The sequence below is a fragment of the Carnobacterium sp. genome, from assembly GCF_040274945.1.
GTDB lineage: Bacteria > Bacillota > Bacilli > Lactobacillales > Carnobacteriaceae > Carnobacterium_B.
Genome location: NZ_JBEMAR010000003.1, coordinates 97632 through 120333, shown reverse-complemented (window position 1 = coordinate 120333; position 22702 = coordinate 97632). Strand labels below are relative to the sequence as shown.

At 37.1% G+C, this 22702-nt stretch carries 22 protein-coding genes; 13 read left to right on the top strand and 9 right to left on the bottom strand.

Going from position 1 to position 22702, the window contains the following annotated elements; genetic code table 11:
• Positions 1 to 266 precede the first annotated feature (266 nt).
• Complete coding sequence (gene purD, locus ABS916_RS04480; protein ID WP_187948734.1) at positions 267 to 1538, top strand: phosphoribosylamine--glycine ligase; 1272 nt, start codon at positions 267 to 269, stop codon at positions 1536 to 1538.
• Positions 1539 to 1727: 189 nt separating this feature from the next.
• Positions 1728 to 2276, top strand: coding sequence for a YtxH domain-containing protein (locus tag ABS916_RS04475; protein ID WP_350450767.1), 549 nt, complete (start codon positions 1728 to 1730; stop codon positions 2274 to 2276).
• 174 nt (positions 2277 to 2450) lie between these two features.
• Here the strand turns inward: ABS916_RS04475 and ABS916_RS04470 are convergent, their stop codons facing one another.
• The gene (locus ABS916_RS04470) at positions 2451 to 3290 is read right to left on the bottom strand and encodes a MurR/RpiR family transcriptional regulator (protein ID WP_350450766.1); all 840 of its coding nucleotides are present in this window, start codon (positions 3288 to 3290) and stop codon (positions 2451 to 2453) included.
• A 203-nt stretch (positions 3291 to 3493) separates the two neighbouring features.
• Here ABS916_RS04470 and ABS916_RS04465 point away from each other — a divergent pair, with 203 nt between their 5' ends.
• The 6 genes from ABS916_RS04465 to gfa all read left to right on the top strand — a co-directional run bounded on the left by ABS916_RS04465 (position 3494) and on the right by gfa (position 9850).
• Positions 3494 to 4348 carry a DUF8171 family membrane protein gene (locus tag ABS916_RS04465; protein ID WP_251165877.1) on the top strand — a complete coding sequence of 285 codons (855 nt, stop codon included), beginning with the start codon at positions 3494 to 3496 and terminating at the stop codon, positions 4346 to 4348.
• Position 4349: 1 nt separating this feature from the next.
• Positions 4350 to 6053, top strand: coding sequence for an ABC transporter ATP-binding protein (locus tag ABS916_RS04460; protein WP_350450765.1), 1704 nt, complete (start codon positions 4350 to 4352; stop codon positions 6051 to 6053).
• Positions 6050 to 6886, top strand: a complete 837-nt coding sequence (locus ABS916_RS04455) for an energy-coupling factor transporter transmembrane component T family protein (protein WP_350450764.1) — start codon at positions 6050 to 6052, stop codon at positions 6884 to 6886. Before ABS916_RS04460 ends, ABS916_RS04455 begins: the two co-directional genes overlap by 4 nt.
• Positions 6887 to 6901: 15 nt before the next feature.
• The gene (locus ABS916_RS04450) at positions 6902 to 7690 is read left to right on the top strand and encodes a PHP domain-containing protein (protein WP_034537851.1); all 789 of its coding nucleotides are present in this window, start codon (positions 6902 to 6904) and stop codon (positions 7688 to 7690) included.
• 228 nt (positions 7691 to 7918) lie between these two features.
• The gene (locus ABS916_RS04445) at positions 7919 to 9028 is read left to right on the top strand and encodes an S-(hydroxymethyl)glutathione dehydrogenase/class III alcohol dehydrogenase (protein WP_350450763.1); all 1110 of its coding nucleotides are present in this window, start codon (positions 7919 to 7921) and stop codon (positions 9026 to 9028) included.
• A gap of 240 nt (positions 9029 to 9268) precedes the next feature.
• Positions 9269 to 9850 carry an S-(hydroxymethyl)glutathione synthase gene (gfa, locus tag ABS916_RS04440; protein ID WP_023179460.1) on the top strand — a complete coding sequence of 194 codons (582 nt, stop codon included), beginning with the start codon at positions 9269 to 9271 and terminating at the stop codon, positions 9848 to 9850.
• Between the two features lie 333 nt (positions 9851 to 10183).
• Here the strand turns inward: gfa and ABS916_RS04435 are convergent, their stop codons facing one another.
• The gene (locus ABS916_RS04435; RefSeq protein WP_350450762.1) at positions 10184 to 10759 is read right to left on the bottom strand and encodes an NADPH-dependent F420 reductase; all 576 of its coding nucleotides are present in this window, start codon (positions 10757 to 10759) and stop codon (positions 10184 to 10186) included.
• A 466-nt stretch (positions 10760 to 11225) separates the two neighbouring features.
• Between ABS916_RS04435 and ABS916_RS04430 the strand changes: the two genes are divergently transcribed.
• Positions 11226 to 11435, top strand: coding sequence for a hypothetical protein (locus tag ABS916_RS04430; protein ID WP_034537848.1), 210 nt, complete (start codon positions 11226 to 11228; stop codon positions 11433 to 11435).
• Between the two features lie 188 nt (positions 11436 to 11623).
• Here the strand turns inward: ABS916_RS04430 and ABS916_RS04425 are convergent, their stop codons facing one another.
• The gene (locus ABS916_RS04425) at positions 11624 to 12250 is read right to left on the bottom strand and encodes a DapH/DapD/GlmU-related protein (RefSeq protein WP_023179457.1); all 627 of its coding nucleotides are present in this window, start codon (positions 12248 to 12250) and stop codon (positions 11624 to 11626) included.
• Positions 12251 to 12374: 124 nt separating this feature from the next.
• On the opposite strand from ABS916_RS04425, the gene ABS916_RS04420 reads away from it, so the two are divergent.
• Complete coding sequence (locus tag ABS916_RS04420; protein WP_350450761.1) at positions 12375 to 13526, top strand: NAD(P)-dependent oxidoreductase; 1152 nt, start codon at positions 12375 to 12377, stop codon at positions 13524 to 13526.
• An 83-nt stretch (positions 13527 to 13609) separates the two neighbouring features.
• On the opposite strand, the gene ABS916_RS04415 is transcribed toward ABS916_RS04420, so the two are convergent.
• Entirely contained in the window at positions 13610 to 14179 is a 570-nt protein-coding gene (locus ABS916_RS04415) for a YdeI/OmpD-associated family protein (protein WP_350450760.1), read from the bottom strand.
• A 64-nt stretch (positions 14180 to 14243) separates the two neighbouring features.
• Positions 14244 to 15119 carry a LysR family transcriptional regulator gene (locus ABS916_RS04410; RefSeq protein ID WP_350450759.1) on the bottom strand — a complete coding sequence of 292 codons (876 nt, stop codon included), beginning with the start codon at positions 15117 to 15119 and terminating at the stop codon, positions 14244 to 14246.
• 124 nt (positions 15120 to 15243) lie between these two features.
• Here ABS916_RS04410 and ABS916_RS04405 point away from each other — a divergent pair, with 124 nt between their 5' ends.
• Genes ABS916_RS04405 through ABS916_RS04395 form a run of 3 tightly spaced genes read left to right on the top strand, consistent with a single transcriptional unit; the run spans position 15244 to position 17256 of the window.
• Positions 15244 to 15807, top strand: coding sequence for a DapH/DapD/GlmU-related protein (locus ABS916_RS04405; RefSeq protein WP_350450758.1), 564 nt, complete (start codon positions 15244 to 15246; stop codon positions 15805 to 15807).
• Between the two features lie 41 nt (positions 15808 to 15848).
• Positions 15849 to 16547 carry an aldo/keto reductase gene (locus ABS916_RS04400; RefSeq protein WP_350450757.1) on the top strand — a complete coding sequence of 233 codons (699 nt, stop codon included), beginning with the start codon at positions 15849 to 15851 and terminating at the stop codon, positions 16545 to 16547.
• Between the two features lie 55 nt (positions 16548 to 16602).
• The gene (locus ABS916_RS04395; RefSeq protein ID WP_350450756.1) at positions 16603 to 17256 is read left to right on the top strand and encodes an SDR family oxidoreductase; all 654 of its coding nucleotides are present in this window, start codon (positions 16603 to 16605) and stop codon (positions 17254 to 17256) included.
• A gap of 109 nt (positions 17257 to 17365) precedes the next feature.
• Here ABS916_RS04395 and ABS916_RS04390 read toward each other — a convergent pair whose 3' ends face one another.
• From ABS916_RS04390 to ABS916_RS04375, 4 genes are read right to left on the bottom strand one after another with little or no spacing between them, the layout of a single operon-like run.
• Positions 17366 to 18451, bottom strand: coding sequence for a hypothetical protein (locus ABS916_RS04390; RefSeq protein ID WP_350450755.1), 1086 nt, complete (start codon positions 18449 to 18451; stop codon positions 17366 to 17368).
• Entirely contained in the window at positions 18438 to 20939 is a 2502-nt protein-coding gene (locus ABS916_RS04385) for a phosphoenolpyruvate synthase (RefSeq protein WP_350450754.1), read from the bottom strand. Before ABS916_RS04385 ends, ABS916_RS04390 begins: the two co-directional genes overlap by 14 nt.
• The gene (locus tag ABS916_RS04380; RefSeq protein ID WP_350450753.1) at positions 20936 to 21841 is read right to left on the bottom strand and encodes a UbiA prenyltransferase family protein; all 906 of its coding nucleotides are present in this window, start codon (positions 21839 to 21841) and stop codon (positions 20936 to 20938) included. The genes ABS916_RS04385 and ABS916_RS04380 overlap by 4 nt, the downstream gene beginning before the upstream one ends.
• Positions 21835 to 22701 (bottom strand): phosphatidylserine decarboxylase, encoded by an 867-nt coding sequence (locus ABS916_RS04375; protein ID WP_350450752.1) that lies wholly within the window; start codon positions 22699 to 22701, stop codon positions 21835 to 21837. Before ABS916_RS04375 ends, ABS916_RS04380 begins: the two co-directional genes overlap by 7 nt.
• Position 22702: the final 1 nt, after the last annotated feature.

The window sequence follows — 22702 nt, the reverse complement described above, 5'->3', positions numbered from 1 at the left end:
ACTGAACAAATCCAAAATACAGCAAAAACTAACTAGGGAGTGTTTTAAAACTATCTTATTAAGCAGCGAGTAGCTGCAACGAGCGCTAGTTCGATTAACTAAAAGTTGATATTCATTTGAGTAGCTACAACAAGCGCTAGTTTGATTAACTGAAAGTCAATATTTACTGTAGTTATCCTATCTTTCTCAGCTAGCCCAAAAATCAGAATAGTTATTAGCTTTCAAACATATCCTAATTCAATAAAAAAAATTGGAGGATTTCGTAGATGAAACTTCTTGTTATCGGCAGTGGTGGCCGTGAGCATGCCATCGCAAAAAAATTCAAAGAAAGCTCATTAGTAGAAGCTGTATATTGTGCTAAAGGAAATATTGGGATGGAAAATGATGGCATCCAATTGGTTGATATTGCAGAAAATGATCATCAAGCGTTGATTCATTTTGTGAAATCAGAAAAAATTACTTGGACGTTTATTGGACCGGAAATAGCTCTGTTTGAAGGATTAGTAGATGATTTCGATAGTGCTGGATTAAAGGTTTTTGGACCAAGCAAAAAAGCAGCAGACTTAGAATGTTCAAAACAATTTGCAAAAGAATTGATGGAAAAATATGCTATTCCAACCGCAACGTATGAAATATTTGAAGATCATAATGCCGCTTTAGCATATGTGGAAAACCAAGGCGTACCCATTGTCATTAAAGCAGATGGTTTAGCAGCTGGAAAAGGGGTAGTCGTTGCGATGACTCTGAAAGAAGCAACAAATGCTTTAAGTGATATGTTAGTGAAAGGGAAGTACGCAGCCGGCAAACCCAAAGTCGTTATTGAAGAATACCTCGAGGGTGAAGAATTTTCTTTATTTGCGCTTGTAAATGGATCGAACTATTATTATGCCGGCGTTGCCCAAGATCATAAACGGGCCTATGATGGGGATAAAGGACCGAATACAGGTGGTATGGGCGCTTATTCTCCAGTACCGCAAGTTTCTGAATCGGTGATTCAAGAAGTTTTGGAGACGGTCATAAAACCAACTGTGAATGCAATGGTTGCTGAATCACGTCCTTTCAAAGGGGTCATTTACGCTGGATTGATGATGACAAAAAATGGTCTGAGGGTCATCGAATTTAATGCTCGTTTTGGTGATCCCGAAACCCAAGTTATTTTGAACCAGCTAGATTCTGATTTGGCACAAGTGATTGATGATATCTTAAATGAAAAAGATCCAGTTATTAAAATGCACACGGACCGCTATACACTAGGTGTTGTTGTTGCAGCTGAAGGTTACCCAGAAAATACGATAAAAGATATTCCGTTACCACAGATGACTACCGCAGATTTAGGTTGTACCATTTATACTGCGGGTATGAAGAAAGAGAAAAGCAGTCTTATTTCTGATGGAGGGCGTATTTTATTTGTTGCAGCACAAGGTTCAACGTTACAAGAAGCCCAAGACAAGGCTTACCACTACTTAACGAATAATCCGATAGCGCATACGTTCTATCGTTTTGATATCGGAGAAAAAGCCATCCAGTTTACAAAATAAGAGTACTGAGGGGGAAAAGATGCAGTTTCTGAAGTAGTTGGAAGGAATAGTTTTATTGTGATTTTCTTTTATTTTTAATGCCTTTTGTTTTGGACAATGCCTTTTGTGTTATATGATGTCTATAGAGATATCTATACAACAGGTAGATGGCACAGTAGAGAAACAAAAATTGAAAGGAGCACGAATAAAATGAAAACATCAAAATTAATCAATATGGGTAAGGATCATGCACATGACGCATTTGATATGGCCAAAGATTATCTTCCTTCGACACATCAGTTAGCTAAATCGAAGATGAAGACAGATAAGATGCTTGCTAAGGGAGTCACTAAGGTAATGCCCAAAAAAGTAAAACGAATGGGATTAGCAAAATTAATTATTTTACCTCTAGCAGGAGCGTTAGTTGGATTATTGTTTGCACCTAAATCCGGGAAAGCCTTACGAACAGATATAAAAGATAAGTTCGCTGATGCAAAAGATACTGGCATGGAAAAAGGGAAAGAATGGAAAGAAAAGGGCTTAGAAAAAGCTCAAGACATGAAAGAGAACCACATGGAAAAAACGGATATAGAACATAAGACTGGCTCTTCCGATAAAACAGAGTCAGCTCATGGAAATGTTCATGGTACGCCGGCGGAACCAACTGAAGATCAAACTATTCCAGCTGATAAATTGGCTGAAACATTAGATGATTTAGGCTATGATTCTGAAGAAGAATTAACAGAAGAAGAAAAATAATTAAAATTAAAAAAAGCCACCTTGTTCTGTCATGTAAAGATGACAGAACAAGGTGGCTTTTTTTGGAAATCGATATAAAAAGTTTATTATTTTACTTTGACCACGAGTTTTGCTCTGGTATAAAAATAGATTAAGCAACTAGAAGATGATTCCATTGATACCGATAATGTTAAGTTATCTTGGAACATTATGCTTGTAGGACTCTTTAAGTGAAAATAAATTTTCAAGATGTTGTTTTCTTTCTTCAGGCATTTGTTTCGCCATTTCAACGATCAACGTATCAATCAGGGCTACGACCGACGTCATGGAATGGTAGTCATCGGGTATGCCTCGTGCTACAAAAAAAGTTGTAATGCCTTCTTCAGAAGTAGAGTTATAATGCCTGTCTGCAAAAGACAGAATAGGAACTTTGATTTTTTTTCCATAGTCTTCTACCAGTTTGATTTCTCTAGGGACAGAACCGAACCCAAAAAGAACAATGGCATCTTCTTGCGAAAGGTTATTTAATTTCTCAAAAAGTTCTGAACCACTTGCAGTAACGAACTGGATATCCAAGTCAAAGCGATTCAAACGGAAAACGAGTAAGTCAGCAGGACTTTTAGCAGCACCTTTGGCAAATACATAGATTTTTTTAGCTTTTAACAGTAAGTGAATCGCCTGATTCAATGTTTGCATATCCAGATGAGAGACGGTTTCTATCAAATGCTGAATTTCTTTGAAAATGAGTAAATTGTCTTTAGCATTCAAGTCACCTTCTTCAAAACTATTTTGGAGTTTTTTAGCAGGAGAGACTTGTATGTCAGATAAAATGGCCATTTTCATTTCTTTAAATGACGGATAACCAACTTTTTTTGAAAAACGAGTAATGGTTGCATCGCTGATTCCTAGTTCATTAGAGATCTCTGTTATGGTTAAAAAAGGAATCGTTTCAATATTCGAGTAGATATATTCCAATATTACAAGCTGACTTTTGGTCAGGGAATCCTTAGGAATGGTAAAGGTATGTGTAGCCATGTTTTCCTCCTTTAAGGGTTACTTATCATTTATTGTAGCATAATTTTTCTGGTTTAATGAGTTCGTTAATGAAAATTAATTTTCTTTTACTTATTTTAATGAAAAAAAATACTACATTTTTACTTTAAATTTGCGGGTAATTTACATTCGTTCGGTAAGATAACCGTGTACTAAATAAAACATAAACTATTGGAGGAATTACTTTGCATTTAAAAGGAAAACGAACGGAACTTACGCAAGCACAAAAGATGATGATTTTCGTCTTATCTATGTCTTTATACGGTCTGGCTACATTGTTCACAGAATTGATTCCATCTGTTCAATTGGGTATCGTTGAATTATCAGTTGAGTATTTTGCTTTTATTCCCTTAACGTTAGCAATTTTATTTGATCCACTATCAGCTGCATTAGGTGCAGCTACTGGAGAAGTGATTTTTAGTGAAATTATGTTAGGCCAATTCGGTGGTGTCGGAGAAGTTGAAAAATTTGTTCTTTTCTCTTTAGGCATCTATATCGCTGGAATGATGGTCAATGATCCTCTTAATAAAGTCCAAGTTGCCATCGCTTCGTTTACGGGCATCTTCATTCACCAATTTTTAGGGGGGTTAGTCGACATTTCAAAAGTGGTGTTTGCGGTTGAAGACTTTGAAGCTGTTCAAGGGTTACCTGAATCAGTGTTTTTCACTGAAGGATTTGCCATAGTCAATGATTTGCTATTCTCTGGAATCTTATTCTGTGTGCTCCCAACGTTATTTTTAGTCCCAAGACTATATAAAAAAATTGAACCGTTATTAGGGATGCGTCCAAGAACTCCTAAAAATAGACCATCCTTTGGAGCAGTACTAAACGTTAAAGCCATCTTGATGGCAGTAGGTTTATTCCTAATAGCCGTAATAACTGAATTCATGGCGGAAACAGGGATTAACTTTATTGACTGGGAAGCAAGTTGGGCAGAAAGTCCTGAAGCAGTCTTTGCAGGCATTGTCCTTACGTTAGTTTTGATCGTAGGCATCATACTTGTTATCAGAAAAAATAAAACGATTGGTGTAGGTGAGTAATTTGATTGAGATCAAAAATCTCTACTTTAATTATCCAAGTCAGGAAAACTATCAACTGGAAGAGATCAATTTAACGATTGAAGATGGAGAGTTCGTAGCTATCGTTGGAAACAATGGAACGGGTAAATCAACTCTATGCAAATTGTTGAATGGAGTGATTCCACATTTTATCGATGGCGATGTGAGCGGATCCCTTAAAATAAATGGAGTGGAAACTGTGGATTCAACCGTTTCAGACTTGGCACATACGATTGGCTATGTCTATCAAGATTTTGAAAACCAGTTGATTCGTCCAAAAGTGTTGGATGATGCTGCCTTTTCATGTCTGAACAATGGTTTGGAAGACTATGTTGAACGTGGGATGGAAGCCTTAGAGTTAACGGGGTTAGAAGAACAATCGGATGAGTATATCTGGCAGCTATCTGGTGGTCAGAAGCATTTACTGGCGTTAGCAGGAATGACAGCTTTAAGACCAGATATCTTGATTTTGGATGAACCGATAGCGCAACTGGATCCTTATCATGCACTCAAAACGTATGATGTACTGAAGCGATTTAATAAAGAATTAGGCAAGACGATTGTTGTGATTGAACACCATACAGACTTTATTGGTAAATATTGCGATTCGGTTATTTTCATGAAAGACAATCGAATTCAGTGGAAATTACCTGTAAAAGAAGCGCTCGTTAGAGTAGAAGAATTGATGGAAGGCTCGATCTTTCCACCACAAATTACTCAAGCAGCACATCAGTTAGCTCAAATTTCTGAAAGGAATGCTTTAACCCTGCCAATCAATCACGATCAAGGGAAAGATTATTTCAAAGAGTATGCACTACAGACTGTTGAAAAAACCATGCCTAGTGTTCGTTCAAAACAGGATGATGCCATGATTTATTTAAAAGACGTTTCGCTCAGCTACGATATGATCAAAGGAGATAAAAAACCCATCTTTGATTCATTGAATCTTACAATCAACAAGGGAGAGAGAGTAGCACTGATTGGAAATAACGGTGCAGGTAAATCAACGCTGCTTAAGTTACTGACAGGACTAATCAAACCAGACAGCGGAGAAATAGAGTTGGATGGTAAAGACATTATCCGGTTAAAACCGGAGCAGATCTCAGATACAATCAGTTATGTTTATCAGAATCCTGAGAATATGTTTATCGATGACAGCATCAAACGCGATATTGCTTTTTCAATGAAAGCAAGAAATATAAAAGACTATAAAGAACGAACAGAGGCTCTGTTACGCCAGTTTGATTTAGTAGAGCTAGCTGAAAGAGATGGACGGCTACTTAGTGGAGGACAGATGCGCAGAGCTTCTCTAGCGATCGGGGTAGCGTTGAATCCGCAAATCATGCTATTGGATGAACCCACAGCCAATCTGGATATTGCAACAAGAAAAAGTATTACGAAAACGCTTGATGATCTGAAAGATAGCTTGGAAACGACTATTATTGCCACACATGATATGCAGTTGGTAGCAGAGTGGGCGAATCGAATTGTTGTTCTTCATGAAGGGAAAGTTATTGGAAACGGTACAAGAGAAGAGATTTTTCATGATGAAACATTACTTCAGTTAGCTGGAATCGATCCGCCAGAAATCTTTAAATTGGCAAAATCGATGAATTCGGATGCTTCTATCTATACAGTTGATCAATTTGTGGATCAGTTACAGAAGAAAGAAGGGGTCTTGTCATGATGAAAGTGAATGAAAATTTCTTAGATAAATTTACGATCACGTCCTTGAAAAATCAAGTGTTGAAAAATGCTTACGGAAATGACGAAACTTTTGTTGCCTCACTAGATCCACGTACATTATTCATCTGGTATGTTCTCTTTGGGATCATTCCCTGGTTCATTACAAATTATTGGGTATTAGCCGGCTTATTTATTTTTGTAGCCATCACGACTAAGTTAGCACGAACAGTGCCCCTTATTTTATTCGTCTTTTGTATCGGACTTTTGTCAGAAACAGGTTTTCTGTTTCTATTCATCTTATTATTCGGTGGTGATTGGTCTGCACTGATTCCAGTGCTCCAGCTGACATTGAAAATCGGCGTTGTCTCATTAGCTTCGATTACGACCTTTGCGGGGATGGATCCTGATAAATTATCTAATGGACTCTTATCGATTGGTTTACCTGATCAGTTCGCATTCAGTATTTCTTATGGTTACCGAATCTTACCGATCATTATGGAAGAATTCCAGAGTGTCAATCTTTCCTATAGATTGAGAGGCGTACAACCCGATTCAAATGGCTTTATGGGTAAGATCCGTTTTATTATGTATCAGTTAAAAATCGTCATGCGTTCATTCTATCCCTTGATGCTGAATATGGCTAAACGAAGCCGAACAACAGTAGAAGCACTGGAAATAAAAGGCTATCGTAATTCAATGACCGATCCTAGGGTGAAAAAAATGAAATTGAAAACATTAAACTTCACTTCAAAAGATCTTGCATTTTTAGCAAGTTCAGTTTTGTATTTTGCTTTAGTCGTTACGGCAGCGCTTATCGCACCTAAATTAGTTTAAACGGAGGAACTTATTTTGAAAATAGATTTTCACACACATGGTAAATTAGCTAAAAACTTACCATTCTCAGAAGAATATACTGTACAGTTATTTAAAGAGGCAAAAGCAAGAGGTTTGGATGCACTCTGTCTGACGGAGCATTTCAACACTCAGGAATTCGAAAAAATTTATGGCTACATTACAGAGCACTACCCAAAAGATGGAGACACTTATTTAGTAGAAGGTGTACGTGTATTTCCTGGATTAGAAGTAGATATTCAAGAAGGTGGCCATAATTTAGTTATCGGACGATTTGAAGATATTTTGGAGATCCGTCGTCGCGTTTTACCAGAACCAGATGAAGCATTTCTACCCGCAGAAGACTTGTTTTCTATCATCAAAGAATACAATGTGCTTTTTGGAGCTGCGCATGTTTACCGAAGTGGATGCAACAATCTAGCATTATCGGATGATTTGATCGACTGTTATGACTTCTTTGACTTGAATGGAAAAGATACAGGATTGATGGGATTGAGTAATAGAAAAAATATTGAAGCCATAGCTGCTAAGTACAATAAGCCGGTTTTAGCGGGAAGTGATACACATCAGTATCTCCAATATGGTGTGTTGTATAATGACTTTGACAAAGACGTGAATACCATTGATGCACTGAAATATGAAATTGAAAAAAAAGCTTATACTGTCGAAATCGATAAGGGCATCAGTCAGAAAGTCGAAGCAGCAACGCTACTGAAAAAAGCGTTAAAAGAATTACAAAAAGTAGGCGGGCGTTACGATATCAACCTTGCTAAAGTTAAACTTTAATCTATAATTTATAAAACAGAAAGAAGATGATCTCGCTAATGAATCGAGATTATCTTCTTTCTATGTCACATTAGATATGTGGATATAAGCTAGTTCGCTTTGTTGCTCCGTCAACTAAACTACTTAATTAAATCTATAGTGACAAATATATCAGTATTAACTTTTATTACATTATGTATTACACTGAATTTGTTAAAAATGATCGACATCTAAGAAAGAAGGAAAAATATGAAGAGTAGAGCAGCAGTAGCATTTGGTCCAAATGAACCACTTAAAATTGTTGAGATCGATGTAGAAGAACCAAAAGAAAATGAGGTATTAGTTAAAATATTGTATACATCTGTTTGTCATACGGATGCATTTACGTTGTCTGGAGATGATCCAGAAGGAGTTTTTCCAGCTGTCTTAGGTCATGAAGGTGGAGGTGTGGTTGAATCTATAGGTAAAAATGTCACTTCCGTAAAACCAGGAGATCATGTTATACCACTTTATACAGCAGAATGTGGAAAGTGTGAATTTTGTCTTTCTGGCAAAACAAACTTATGTAGTGCAGTCCGTGAGACGCAAGGTAAAGGGTTAATGCCTGATGGAACAACTCGTTTTTCATATAAAGGAGAGCCAATTTATCATTATATGGGAACCAGCACTTTTAGTGAGTACACAGTTGTAAATGATATCAACTTAGTAAAAGTTGACGAAAATGCTCCTTTGGACAAAATTGCTTTACTTGGTTGTGGAGTTACTACAGGTCTGGGAGCAGTTAAAAACACTGCAAAAGTTGAAGAAGGCGCTGTAGCAGCTGTATTCGGTCTTGGTGCAATTGGTTTAGCCGCTATTCATGGATTAAAGAAAGCAAACGCCAAACGCATCATTGCAATTGATATTAATCCTAGCAAATGGGAATTAGCTAAAAAAATGGGTGCAACTGATTTTGTTAATTCAAAAGAATATGATCGCCCAATCCAAGAAGTTATTGTAGAAATGACAAATGGTGGTGTAGATTATAGCTTTGAATGTATTGGTAACGTTGATGTAATGAGATCTGCACTTGAATCTTGCCATAAAGGATGGGGTGAAAGTATTATCCTTGGTGTAGCAGGTGCTGGAAAAGAAATTCAAACACGTCCATTCCAATTAGTTACCGGACGCGTATGGCGCGGATCAGCATTTGGTGGAGTAAAAGGAAGAACTGAATTACCAGGAATGGTTCTGGATTTCATGAATGGTGAAATTGATTTAGATTCATTTATTACTCACAACTTAGAATTTAAAGATATCAATGAAGCATTCGATCTATTACACAAAGGTGAATCAATCCGCACTATCCTGTCTTATTAAGAATTGTTTTTTTTCGCAAATAATTTTTTAGAAAAACAATCAGCGATGCAAATCCATTCTAAAAAAAGGAATTGGAGACGATTAAGCTAACTGCAGTCGTGAAATAAAAGAATCATCTTTTGATTGTTTGGATATCAAGTGGACATGTTTAGAACTATTAGATGATTTCATCATTTATAAAAGAACAGTTAGAGTTTCATATCGCTGAATCAAAAACAATAAATCCAAGGAGTGAAGTATATGACAAACATTAAATTACACCCAAGATTAGATAACGGAATCCAAGATTACCCTGAAGTAGAAGGATTCGGTGGGGGCACATTAACGTGTCTTTGTGAATCGAATAAAGTAGAGGTCAAAGTAAGCTCACAAACGCTACACAACCACGCATGTGGCTGTTCTCAGTGTTGGAAACCAGAAGACGCTAGGTTTTCTTTAGTAGCTGTAGTTTCTCGTGAAACAGTTGAAGTCATTAACAATGAAGATAAGTTAGAAGTAGTTGATGAAACAGCGGCAATCCAAAGACATTATTGTAGAGATTGTGGTGCACATATGTATGGTCGTATAGAAAATAAAAATCATGCATTTTACGGATTAGACTTTATTCATACAGAATTATCAGAAGAAAAAGGATGGTCTGCACCAAAATTCGCAGCCTTTGTTTCATCTGTAATCGAAACAGGTACACCAGCTTCTAAAATGGCGGATGTTCGTAAAGAATTAAATAATCTGGGACTACCGACTTACGATACCTTGTCTCCTGAGTTAATGGATTTAATTGCTACTAAAGCTGCGGAACTAAAGGGTACGTTACAAGTATAAGGATTCTCTTTTTACAAAAATCAAATAATAAGTTAACACTATTTTTGTTGATACTTCAATTATTGTAAAGAATTGTTAGCATTTAAATAGTTCTCTTTAACAGCTAATTGACAATTAGGAGTCTGGTTTACTACCGGATTTATACTTGTCAGTTAGCTGTTTTTAAACTATAAAATATACTCAATAATACAAACAATCTAAGTCAGGATAACCTTCAAATAAGACCTTGAGCACTCTTTAATAGAGTTTTCAAGATCTTATTTAATACTAACTATTTAATTTTTACTAGTATATTTAAGGAACGTAAATGGAGCACAGTTCAATTATTTATAATTAATTGAAAAGTCCAAATCCACCATTCCAGCTAATTTTTTCAGAACCAGCTAGAGTCAATTGTAGGAATCCTAAAGCTTCCAATTCGCGTGCTCTCTTCAAAGAACCAGCATCAAGAGTCGCTAAACCACTACCATCTAAAGCATCAAAAACTTGATTCTTAGCATCTGTGTCGTCACCTGCAACTAAAACAGTTGTTGGATGTGAATCACCAATAGTTTTGCTTGTCAAAGTTCCAGCAAATGTTGTGTTGAAAGCTTTCAATACTTTAGAGTTTGGAAGTGCTTTTTGAACTTCAGCTGCTGCTGAACTGTCAGAAGGAACAACCAAAGAATCAAATGTAGCAAAATCAAGCGGGTTTGTAATATCAATAACAACTTTTCCGGCTAATTTTTCTGAATTTTCTTCCACGATAGAAGAAAGTGCTGAATAAGGAACAGCCAATACTACGATATCGCCTAATTGATCTGATGATTCACCGCTACCGATGTAAGACACAACGTTTCCTGCTGTTTCGAAGTTACCGCCAATTGCTGAACCCATATTTCCTTTACCAAAAATTGTAATGGTTGCCATGTTTATTTTCCCCCTATAATGTCTTTTTTGAAGTACAAGTTGAGTATAACACTTATATTTAGTAAGTAAAAAAGATTCAAATTCGCAAATATTTTTTTATTGAGGCAGGATCATTCTGCTGCAAATTCTGTTACAGGACGCTTTTCGTATTTTATCAATTAAACATATTATGAAAGAAAGTTTAGAGAAGTTGATACAATTATATATATAGATTTTCTCTGATCTAACTATAACAAGATTTTTCCGCAACGAGACTTAAATATTTAGCAACTTCTGAGGTTTCAGTCAGATTGATGATTACCTGACAGAATCTTTCTGCAGTTGGATGTGCTTCGAGCTAACTTAAAGAGATACCTTCTATCTATTTAATTGTATCTATTCGTGCTATAATGAATAGCTTAAGGTTTACTTAGAACGGATGCAAAGAAAGCCTCCGCCTATCAATAAACTATGGAGGTGTAAGAAAATGAATAAACAATGGACAATCGATTCAATCAAGGAATTTGTTGAAAAAAATTCGGATAGCAAGTTGTTAACAACAGAATACCGTGGTTTTTCTCAAAAACTACAATTTGAATGTGCATGCGGTAATACATTCGAGAAATCCTTTACAAAATTTAAAAATAAAAATCAACGCAAGTGCGAAGTTTGCCAACCATTAAAAGAAGCATTTTAACAAATAGCAATTAAAAAAACTCCTTGTCGAATACTATGTATAAAATAGGAGGAGTCAAAAATTTCAGTAAATTTAAAAAGCGTGAGCAGCTGGCTCACGCTTTTTTTTATAAAAATAGGTTTGAGTGATCTTCTTCATCTTAAATAAGACATTAACTTATTTTGTATCAACTAATTAAAAGGTTATTTTTATTCTTTTGACCATTTTTCAACAAATAGTTCAATGGGCAATTTTAACTCTTCATAGCGTTCTTCTAATTCTTGACGGGTCCAATTCCACCATGCAATTTGAGCAAGTTTTTCTTTGATAGCTTCTGGAAAACGATCTTTTATGTGTTTTGCAGGTACTCCCCCAACAATAGTATAGGGTGGTATATCTTTAGTCACGACAGCGCCGCTTCCAATGACCACTCCATCTCCCACAGTAACACCAGACTGAATGATCACGCCATGGCCGATCCAGACATCATTGCCAATAGTTGTATAGTTCTCCCGTCTTTTTCCCAAGAAATCTGTATCATTTTCAGGGAAACCATAGCCGCTACCATTGTAGGCAAATATATGTTGAGAAGGACGTTCATAAGGATGATTTGTGGGACCAATTCGAACCATATCGGCAATACTGTTAAAACGGCCTAATTTTGAATTTTGGATGAAGCAATAATCTCCAGTATACGTATAGCTGCCGAATTCTGAGTGATCAACCGCATTTTGTTTGCCAATTTCGTTATATTCACCAAAGAGGGTGTCTTTGATTTGACTGTCTTTTCCAATGACAGGACGATCTGGGTATAGTTTTGTTGGTTCAATATGCATAGCCTCAAACCTCTCCATCTTTTCTTTTAGTGTATCGAATGATAAAATAAAAAGCAACAGTTCAAAATATGATTCATTGCATGACTACGAGAACGAGACAGTAGAAGAAACGGGGCAGAGCTATATGTATAAGTTACGACTGATTGATTCAATTCCTGATGGACTTATCGCTAGATTGCAGCAACCAAACTTTGAAATTAGCCAAGAGAAAGAGACTGAAGGAATCTTAGTTCGAAGTTCCAACGTTCCTGATGAAGCGATCACAGAAGAACTATTGGTTATTTCTCGATCAGGTGTCGGTGTCAATACAATCAATCTAGAAGCTGCTACTGAAAATGGAACAGCTGTTTTGAACACGCCAGGGGTCAATGCAAATGCAGTTAAAGAATTGGTTTTGGCTTGCCTCTTTTTAACGGTACGTCCTGTTGCGACAGCAGCGGAAATGGTTCGCACACTTAAAGGTCCGGATATACTTGGACAAGCAGAATCCAAACGCTCAGACTACGTTGGGCAAGAACTTCAAGGAAAAACAATTGGCTTACTAGGAATGGGGGCTATCGGCACCCAAATTGCTAGAAGCTGTTATGATTTAGGAATGGAAGTATTGGGCTACGCTAGACGGGAACATGATATTGATTATGTAAATCAAGTCGATTTAGATGAATTGCTTCATCTTTCAGATTTTGTCGTCGTTGTTCTGCCGTTGACTAATGAAACCAGAGATTTACTAACGGAAGAAAAATTGAGTCAAATGAAAAAAGGAGCCTATTTGCTCAATTTTGGACGTGACCCGATCGTGAACAATACAGGAATATTGAAAGTCTTGCAGGATGAAATCATAGCCGGGTACATTACTGATTTTCCTCAAGAAGAATATATTGGACACCCGAATATCTTAATGCTTCCCCATATTGGTGGAACTACTCAGGAAGCTCTAAAGGGTGGAGACCGACTCGCTGTAAGAGCATTGCGTAATTTTTTATTATTTGGAACGGTTAGAGAATCTGTCAACTTTCCAGCTACTCGTCTTGTGTTTCAGTCCCCATACCGTCTTACCATTTTTTATCAAAAAACTAGAAAAGCATGGTCCAAAATCATGAACTATTTGGACCAAGAAAACCTTAAAATTGGAAACATGACCAGTAATGGAAAAGATGGATACGACTATATGCTGATTGATTTAGAAGAAAGTTTTGACCGAATAGAACCTGTTGCAAAAAAAATTCAGGATATTCCTTCTGTTAAACGAGTACGTATATTATCCAAACCAAGTTAACACTGTTTATCTGTTCGTTAAACATAAAAATGGCAATTATCTAAAAAACGCAGATGATTTTATTGTCTGCGTTTTTTATTTTATCAATAATTGAGCAGCCGACCATTGTCATGCCACTGTCCATAAAGTTTATTTGCTCTGGTACTTTCAATAAATTTATCCAATCGTCTATTAAAAAGTTCTGGATCATTTTTATAGCCTTGAATGTTGTCGATTCTGATTCTTCTGTAGAGTTCAGGGAAGCTAAGAAAATTCTGATAAACTTGGTCATCTTCTTTTAAACGAGTTTCAATTATTTGATCGATGATAAATGATTCAGGACGCATATCCGGAAGAACTTTCAAGCCTGCTTCTGTCATTAAACCCAGTTTTTCTAATCTTCTTACACGCTCTTTATTTAATTCTGTCCAGTTGCTTTTTTTCCTTCTTGGAGAAATTCGTTGAGCAGATTCCTTCTCGGAGATTTTTTTCTTGATGCCATCGATCCAACCAAAACATAAAGCTTCTTCAACGATGTCTAGATACTGAACAACTTCTGAGGTTTCAGTCTTATTGATAACTACCCAACAAAAGCTTTCTGTAGATGAGTGTACCGCAAGCCAATTTCTTAAGTCTTGTCTGTTCGTAATAGTAAGCGCATTTTCGATTTCCATTTTTGAATAGATCCTTTCTAATTAGGAATGGGTAATAGAATGACGATAGTATATTGGAAGGCTGCTACAAACGGATAGAAGTTTGAATCGTTTTTATGAATACAGCTGCTGCTTTTGAAAGAATAGCATTCTTTTTCCATATTATATTTAAGCTAGCCTCCAAATTGGGTTTTAGTGGAACAAATGTTAAATCTGTTCCTTGAGTGTTTATGATCCCATCAATACATAGTGCGCAACCTATACCTTCTTTTATCATGATCGAGGCATTATACAAAAGGTTATAGGTGCCGATGATTTGTTGACTGTCGAGATTTTTCCCTAGCCATTCACCGATTTGATCATCAACTAAAGATTGGCTTGAAACAAAGAGCGAAAGAGACTTTAGATCTTCAGGTAAGATAGCTTCTTTTTTTGCATAAGGATGGTCTTTGTAGAATAAAATACCCCATTGATCGGTTCTAGGCAGTCTTAAGTAATCGTATTTTTTCTTTTCTACTGGATCTATGACGATCCCAAAATCCAAGATCCCTTTGTCCAATTTCTCAGAAACATCGTCTGCATTTCCACTATATAAATGGATTTTTACATCAGGATATTCTTCAGTTAAGACACGTACACTTTCAGCTATAAATTGCATGGCTTTGGTTTCGCCACCGCCAACAACGATTTTCCCGCTGATCGTTTCTTTACTCGATAAGTTTGTCATTGTGGTGTCGACTAATGAAAGGATCTCTTTACCACGGTTCACCAAATAGTGTCCATCTTCAGTTAAGGTTATTTCGCGGTTTCCGCGAGTAAATAATCGAACGCCTAATTCTTCTTCCAGTTCTTTTAGTTGCTTAGATAAGGTCGGTTGAGACAAATGTAAGGATTCTGCTGCTTTACTAATTGTTTTTTCTTGAGCCACCGTCAAAAAATAATTTAATACACGAAAATCCAATATGTATCCCTCCTATGTATAGTTAAAAAGCATAGCTGCGTATGCTATATAAGTATTAGTCAGATTCAGTTTATCTTAGTATGATGGGTTTAACAAGAAATAACGATATAGGTGGTGAAGAGCTATGAAAGACTTATTAAGCCGAATTATTAGGAAAGAAATAGTGAAAGGATCCTCTTATTTTGAAGAAATACATGAGCAGAAGGCAGGAAACGAAAGGTTAGTCATGGAATTGAATACCGGTTACCATACTCCCGCAGAGGTTCGAACTTCTCTTGAAAAAATTACGGGGGAATCGATTGATTCTTCGGTTACTGTATCGTTGCCTTTTTACACAGACTTTGGAAAACACATTTCATTTGGGAAAAATATTTTTATCAATCAAAACGTCACGTTTGTCGATTTAGGCGGTATTTTTCTTGAAGATAACGTCTTGATTGGACCTGGCGCGCGTTTGCTCACAGTGAATCATTTGGTGGATCCAGCAAAAAGAAGAGGAATCATCGTAGATTCGATTCGAATTAAAGAGAATGCTTGGATCGGAGCAAACGCAACCGTTCTGGCTGGCGTAACGATTGGCAAAAATGCTATTGTTGCAGCAGATGCTACAGTCACTAAAGATGTACCAGACAATGTGATTGTTGCGGGTACACCTGCGAGAATCACTAAAGAAATCGTCTTTCATTAATCTGTTGAAAAATAAAAAGAGATAGAAAGAAGGAACTGAAAATGGTAGTAAACGAAACGTATACATTAGCAAATGGAGTTGAAATTCCTAAATTAGGTTTAGGAACTTGGATGATAGATAATGAAGCAGTCAAAGCAATCGAGAAATCACTTGAACGTTTAAATGTGGATTATATCGACTTAATGATTATTCATAGTCCGCAGCCTTGGGCAAATTTCCGTGATGGCAACCATTACTTCGAAGGAAACTTAGAAGCTTGGCGCGCCTTAGAAGAAGCGTATGAAGCAGGAAAATTACGTGCAATCGGTGTATCTAATTTCGAGCAAGTAGACTTGGAAAACTTGATCACTAACGGAAAAGTCACACCAATGGTAAACCAAGTTCTTGCACACATTACAAATGTTCCAACTGACGTCATTGAGTATTGTCAAAGTCAAGACATCATTGTCGAAGCATACTCACCAATTGCTCACGGAGCTATTCTTGATCATCCAGTTGTTAAAGCGATGGCTGAAAAGTATCAGGCTTCACCTGCTCAATTAAGTATTCGCTATGTCTTGCAATTAGGCACAGTTGCTTTACCTAAAACGACGAATAAGGATCATATGAAATCGAATGCTGATATCGACTTTACAATCTCTGAAGAGGATATGAATATGTTAAACGAGTTGCCGCTTATCGAAACTTATGGTGACGATCAGGTTATGCCAGTGTTTAGTTCACAATACAACAAAAAGTAAGTGATATGCGTTATACTAATTGTAAGTTGAATTATTTATTGAGAGGAGTTTTTTAATGAAAGTATTAGTTGTAGGTGCCAATGGGAAAGTAGCTCGTCATTTTGCAGATTTTGCTAAAGAGGATTCTGCTATTGAAGAAATCGCAATGATCCGTAAGGCTGAACAAGTTAGTTTCTTCGAAGAACGAGGAATTGAAACGGTTCTCTTAGATCTTGTTAAAAATTCAGTAGATGAATTGGCAGACGCTATGAAAAATGTCGATGCAGTTATCTTCAGTGCTGGAGCTGGTGGAAGTGGTTTGGACAAAACCATTTTGATTGACTTAGATGGAGCCATTAAAGCAATGACGGCTGCAGAACAAGCTGGCGTTAAACGTTTTGTTATGGTCAGCACATTCCGTACTGGACGTGAAGCCATGTCTCAAGAACAGGATTTACAAATTTACACCATCGCAAAAAACTATGCGGATGAATGGTTAAAAAATCGTACAGATCTAGATTGGACGATTGTGCATCCTGGTATACTAGTTGATGAACCTGGTACTAATCAAATAAAAGTTGGTATGGGACAAGACATTAATGAAGTTCCACGCCAAGATATAGCTAAAACGTTGATTTCGGTACTTCATAATGACAACACGATCAAACAAGAATTTGAAGTTCTATCTGGTAATACAGCTGTTGAAGAAGCTGTCCGTAATTTAAAATAATTAAGCCAAAGACCCCAAAAGCTTAGCTTTTGGGGTCTTTTTATGCAGTAAAGCACATCATATGATTGGTGAGATTGTTTGATTTTTCTAAATTTCGCCCCAGCTTTGTTTACTTTAATTCCAGCATCCATAAGCTGTAAGCATGAGAATCTTCCTGCATCTCTGTCACATATCGGTTTGTTACCGTATTTTCATGGATCAATGCAGCAACTACTTCTGCTTTGCGTTGTTTTACCTGTTTGAAAACCGGATAGGACATCGCCAATCCCAAACCCAGATGCTTAGAGTCTACACCTAAATACAGAATGATATAACGTTTAGCACGCCATTTTTTATAGATAATTTTCGCTAGATTTAGTAGATTCATTTTTTGATAAATCAAATTGCCATAATCCGGCAAAGTAATCAAAAAGCCAACGAGCTGCTGATCTTTATAGGCCAACTTCACCATAGAAAAATCGATCACTTGTTTTAAATCGGCAAAAATTTGACTGAATTGTTCAGCTGTAACCTCTTGATACAATGGAAAGTCTTTGTAGAGTACTCTTAAAAGTTTAAAGACTTCAAGCGAAACGGTTGGCCAATCTTCTGGTTTAGGAGAAACAAAACGATAACCTTTTTCCACAAATAAATGATAACGTTTGGCTAGTTTTTTTGATTCATATTGAGGTGGAATCGAACGATAAAAATTTGACGTGTAGTGTTCGACCTCTTTAAAACCGGCCGCTTGCCATAACTTCGGATAATACGATGGATTGTGCGGTTCACTCGTAAATGGTGCTCGTTCAAATCCTTTAACTTTCATTCGATAGCCTAGCCAGAAACTTCCTTGAACAGGACCAATGATGCGCTGCACATTTTTGTCTCGTACTTTTTCACTCAGTGTTTGGATAAACTGAATCATGACGGTTACATCATCTACTGCTTCAAAATACCCTAAGTAATAGTCTTCCAAGTGATGCGGTTTTATTAGAGCCCCGCGAATTACCATTTGACCCTCTTGGTAACCATTGAATGCTTGGAAAGTATAGGTTGGACTCAACGGATGCTGTCCACTGATCTGTGCTTGTTCCTCTGAGACGGATTGCATCAATTCCTCTTTTTTATAAATTCGTTGTGGGAATTGCAGGAAATCGGTTTCTGATTTTTCACCTGAAAACACTGGAATGATTTTTAAAGAATTATGAGTAATCATTTTCATCCTCCAAACGTTTGATCAGGCCGGTCTGTCCGTTTATTTCAATCCATTCTCCAGTCGTTAGTTGTTGTGTGGCTTGTTGGACATTGACGACAGAAGGAATACCTAATTCGCGAGAGATGATTGCTGTATGAGATAATAACGAGCCTTTTTCCGCAATGATCCCTTTTGCTTGGGTCAGTAAATACACCCATCCTGGATCCGTCATTTTTGTGACGATAATTTTATTATAGGATTGCTGAACATTAACGGCTTGAATATCTTCGACAACTAAAACTTGCCCTCGAACTATGCCTTTTGAACAACCGATTCCTTGGAAGTCCTGCTGGTTGGTCGAGACTGTCTGCTGCTGATTGATCGTTTGTGGATATTTTTCGAAAATACTTCCAGCATAGATCAACCGGCTGAATGCAGGTAATTGCTGATCTACTAATCGTTTATGCTTCCGTTTTTGTATCTCTGTTTGCATATTTGAAAGATCTCTATGGCTAGCCAAATCGAAAAGTTCAGTCATCGTTAAATAAAACACATCCTCTGATTGCTCAAGACGGTTTTCTTTTACCAACTGCTCGCCCATAGTGATAAAGATGAGTCGCATCATTCCGTAAATTCGCGTACGATTCAAGCGAGAACTTTCTCTGTATTTGATCCCTGTCATAGCGCGTTTCTTCAGCCCATTCACCAATGGATTCCGTGATTTGTTTGTTGCCGTTGCTTTAGATTCGGTACGCATCGCTGTTTGCGGCAATTCCAATTGCTGTTGGATCAGTTGAATTAATGAAAAAGGATGACTACGAAAGGTTGCCGTCTCTAATTTTAATTCTTCTGGAGCTCGATCTCCAAATTGTTGAATGAAACGTCGGATATCTTGTGTGATTGGATGCAAATCTGTCTCAATAAAATCAGCTGCAAGTTCCGAAGAAATGCTTTCAATTATTTTTCGATAGTCGCTATGTTGTTCTTCCTGAATGGTATAAATGATTTTATTAAGTTCAAACACTGGCTTCATACTTTCAATTTGTTCGATCCCGGCTATTTCCTCTTGAACTTCTTCAGGCGGACAGACTTTTTTTAACAGCCCAGTATAAACAAACGCATAGAGATCATTGATCAAAGTGACATCCCATTGTTCCAATACTTGTCGTTTGATCTGCTCAAATAATTGATGAAGTTCTTCAAATGAAGCCTCTCGCGTATACGTTTGATTGAAATGTTCAGAAATCGCTTCAAAATCCGAATCGAGTTGTTTCATTGAACGAGGCGCTTGGATGAAACTCTTAATGATGCGTCCCATGATTTTCAGTCGAGTTGAGCGACTGATTTTTACTGTAATTGCAGAGATATCGGTGGCTTGAACACCTAACATATCTTGCCAAATAGGGATGATCTGCTTAGAAAAGGGCAGAAGATGAAGTAATTTGTACCAATTAGTGATTTGATAATAGACCCGGCTATTGACTTGAGCGATCATATTTTGAAAAGTGGGCTCAAATGATTGAAGTGTCTGTGTATCATTTTTCAGCATGCGTTTGGCCAGACCTCTAAAAATACTCCCATAGGCTTCTTGAATAAAACTAAAAGTCAAAGGAGTCGTTGTTCCGGGATAACTCTCCACAATATTGCTGTTGTCTAAAATAATGACCGGTTCTGTAGGCATTTTTGTGATAGGTCTTGCTTGTAAAACATAGAGTTGGTCATCTAAAAATGTAAATTCGATATCCATTCGCGGACCAAAAATATCGGTGGCTTTTTTCGCCATGGCTTCTAAATCTACTTGTTGTTTCTCTGTTAAGGTTGGAGACGCACCAGATGTTTCAAAGTAAGACAATTGATCATCCGAATGGATCGTAACCATCGTTGTATCCACTTTATCTTCCACAATGCCGCTGCCAACGCCAAAGCCGACAACAATTAAGTGTTCGTTCAACAACCCTTGAGGATTTGCAGTAAAATAGACCCCAGATAGATCTCCCGCAATCATATCTTGGAGAATGACGTATAATTTAACAGCTTCTAACGAAATGCCCTGTTCCAAGTAGTAACTCAGTGCAGAGGGCTGATACAACGACAAAAGAGTTTCTTCTACAGCTTCAACTAAATCGTTCGCTTCAACAAACAAACGCGTAGAGAATTGTCCTGCGAATGAGGCAGAGGCCTCATCTTCAACGTTTGCTGAAGAGCGTACAGAGTAAGTATGGTTGTCAGAAGCGTTCCTGCTAAATTCATGGATAGCTGAAAAATCCTCTTGCAAAAATTTCGCCTTAAACTCCTGCTGCAATCGTTGACTCAATTTATTCAATGTATCGTTTCCTGTTTGATCTGCTGCTTGTTGTTCCTTCAAGAAGGTATGTACATCTGTTTGATCAAAGAGATCAAACGAAAAAACTGAAAAAGGAGGAACAACGAGACCCTGCTTTTTCATTAGATGTAAATTATACGCTTTTGAACCTACTAAATGACGACTTAAGTGAGTGAGTTGTTTCATCGGACAAACCCCTGGATAAATAGATGAGCTGCAACCGAAAGAACCATCGTTGTTTCTGTAATATAGGTATAGCGTTCCACTCGATCTTTGATACTGAAACGAGTCGGATCATGAATGAACTGTTGAAATTGAATCGTCATCCAGATGACATTTGCCAATAGAACAACAACACCGATTTTTGAAATATTCCAAAGAAGAATAAAATTCGTTAAAATATCAATGATTGTCAGCACTTGAACGAAACGTGTGGCTTTTTGATAAGTGAAGAGTTGAGAATAAGTCACATATTCTGTCTCGTCTTTGGGTGCTCTTATTTTACGGCTGATTTCCCATATCAAGCTTGGGAAATACATCGTAAATGCCAGCAGGACAGTAGGTAATGACAGCAATGGCAATTGATATTTGTAACAAACGAATGTGATGATATAGATATTCATGACCATCATCACAGGATTATGGGTAACCAGTGCTAAAGGCAATGATTTTTGAATTTTGACTTTGCTGAAAAACCACAGCGACATCAAGGTTCCATAAATGAATAAAAAGAGAAACCAGCCTATATTATTCATAAAGAAGACATTGAGCACAACAGTGATCGTGACCATGACAGCTAAAGCAATAGCTAAATCACGTTTCTTAACTCTCCCAGAAGGCAATGCCCGATCTGGAAATAGTCGTTGATCGTGTTCGTAGTCTTTAAAATCATCTGCGATCCTAAGTGCCATCAAAAAAGTAAATATTGTCCAAACTCCGGTCCATTCTTGTATTCCTATTGAAAAATCTGACTTTCCTACGTTGAGGAGTAAGATAAAGTAGATTTCAAAAAAGTAGATGATCGCTAATAGTAATCGCGGAATCAGTGGGTACATCTCTTTATAATAAGTTAATAATCTGGTTAACATGTTTTCAGACCAATTCCTTCCCCTATGTTGACTTGTGTTTCTATATTTAGACTAGAATAATGGTGAATATCTGGATCAACATTTATCTTGTCTTTTGGATAAGCTACTAGTATGGTTGAACCTCCCAGGCTAAACCAACCTTTTTCTTTCCCTCGCTGATAATTATTGAATGGTTGATTATAAATCTTGCCAACCAAAAGTGCTCCGACTTCCATCTGCATGATCGTTCCCAATTTCTTTGTTTCGATTAGACAATACTCTCTTTTATTTTCTTTGAATAATTGAAAGTGTTGTTGCGCGATTTCTCTGACCGTATGCAGTTTTCCGCGGATTTTACGTCGATGAATAACCGTGCCTGTTTCACTTGATAAATAACGATGATAATCATCGACCGCTAAGCGATAAATAAATAAGGTTCCGCCTTCGTAATAATCAGCTGAAGAACGGTCTTGAAGAATGTCTTCTAAACGATAATTCTGCCCTTTGATGGCAAAGGTCTGATCACTCTGAATGGGGACGACTAATAGTTTCGCTTGCGCAACAGCGCAAACGCGATAAGACGGACTTACTTGAATGTTTGCCGCTTTTAATTTGCGGATAAAGAATGCTGCAAAAGATCTATAGTTTGCAGATTCGTAATCGTTTATGTTGATACCGTACTCTTTGGTGAACCGAGCAACTTTATTTTTAGAAAATCGGGTATGGTCAATAGCCGTCCATACGATGGAAAAGAATGGGGAAGTGACTACGAAAAGCAAAATGTTTCCCCACTTTGTTAAATACAATCGTTTTAACCATGCTGCTTGATATTCCTTAGGTTCAGTAATCGATTTCGTTTCACGTTGATAGACTTTTGGCATA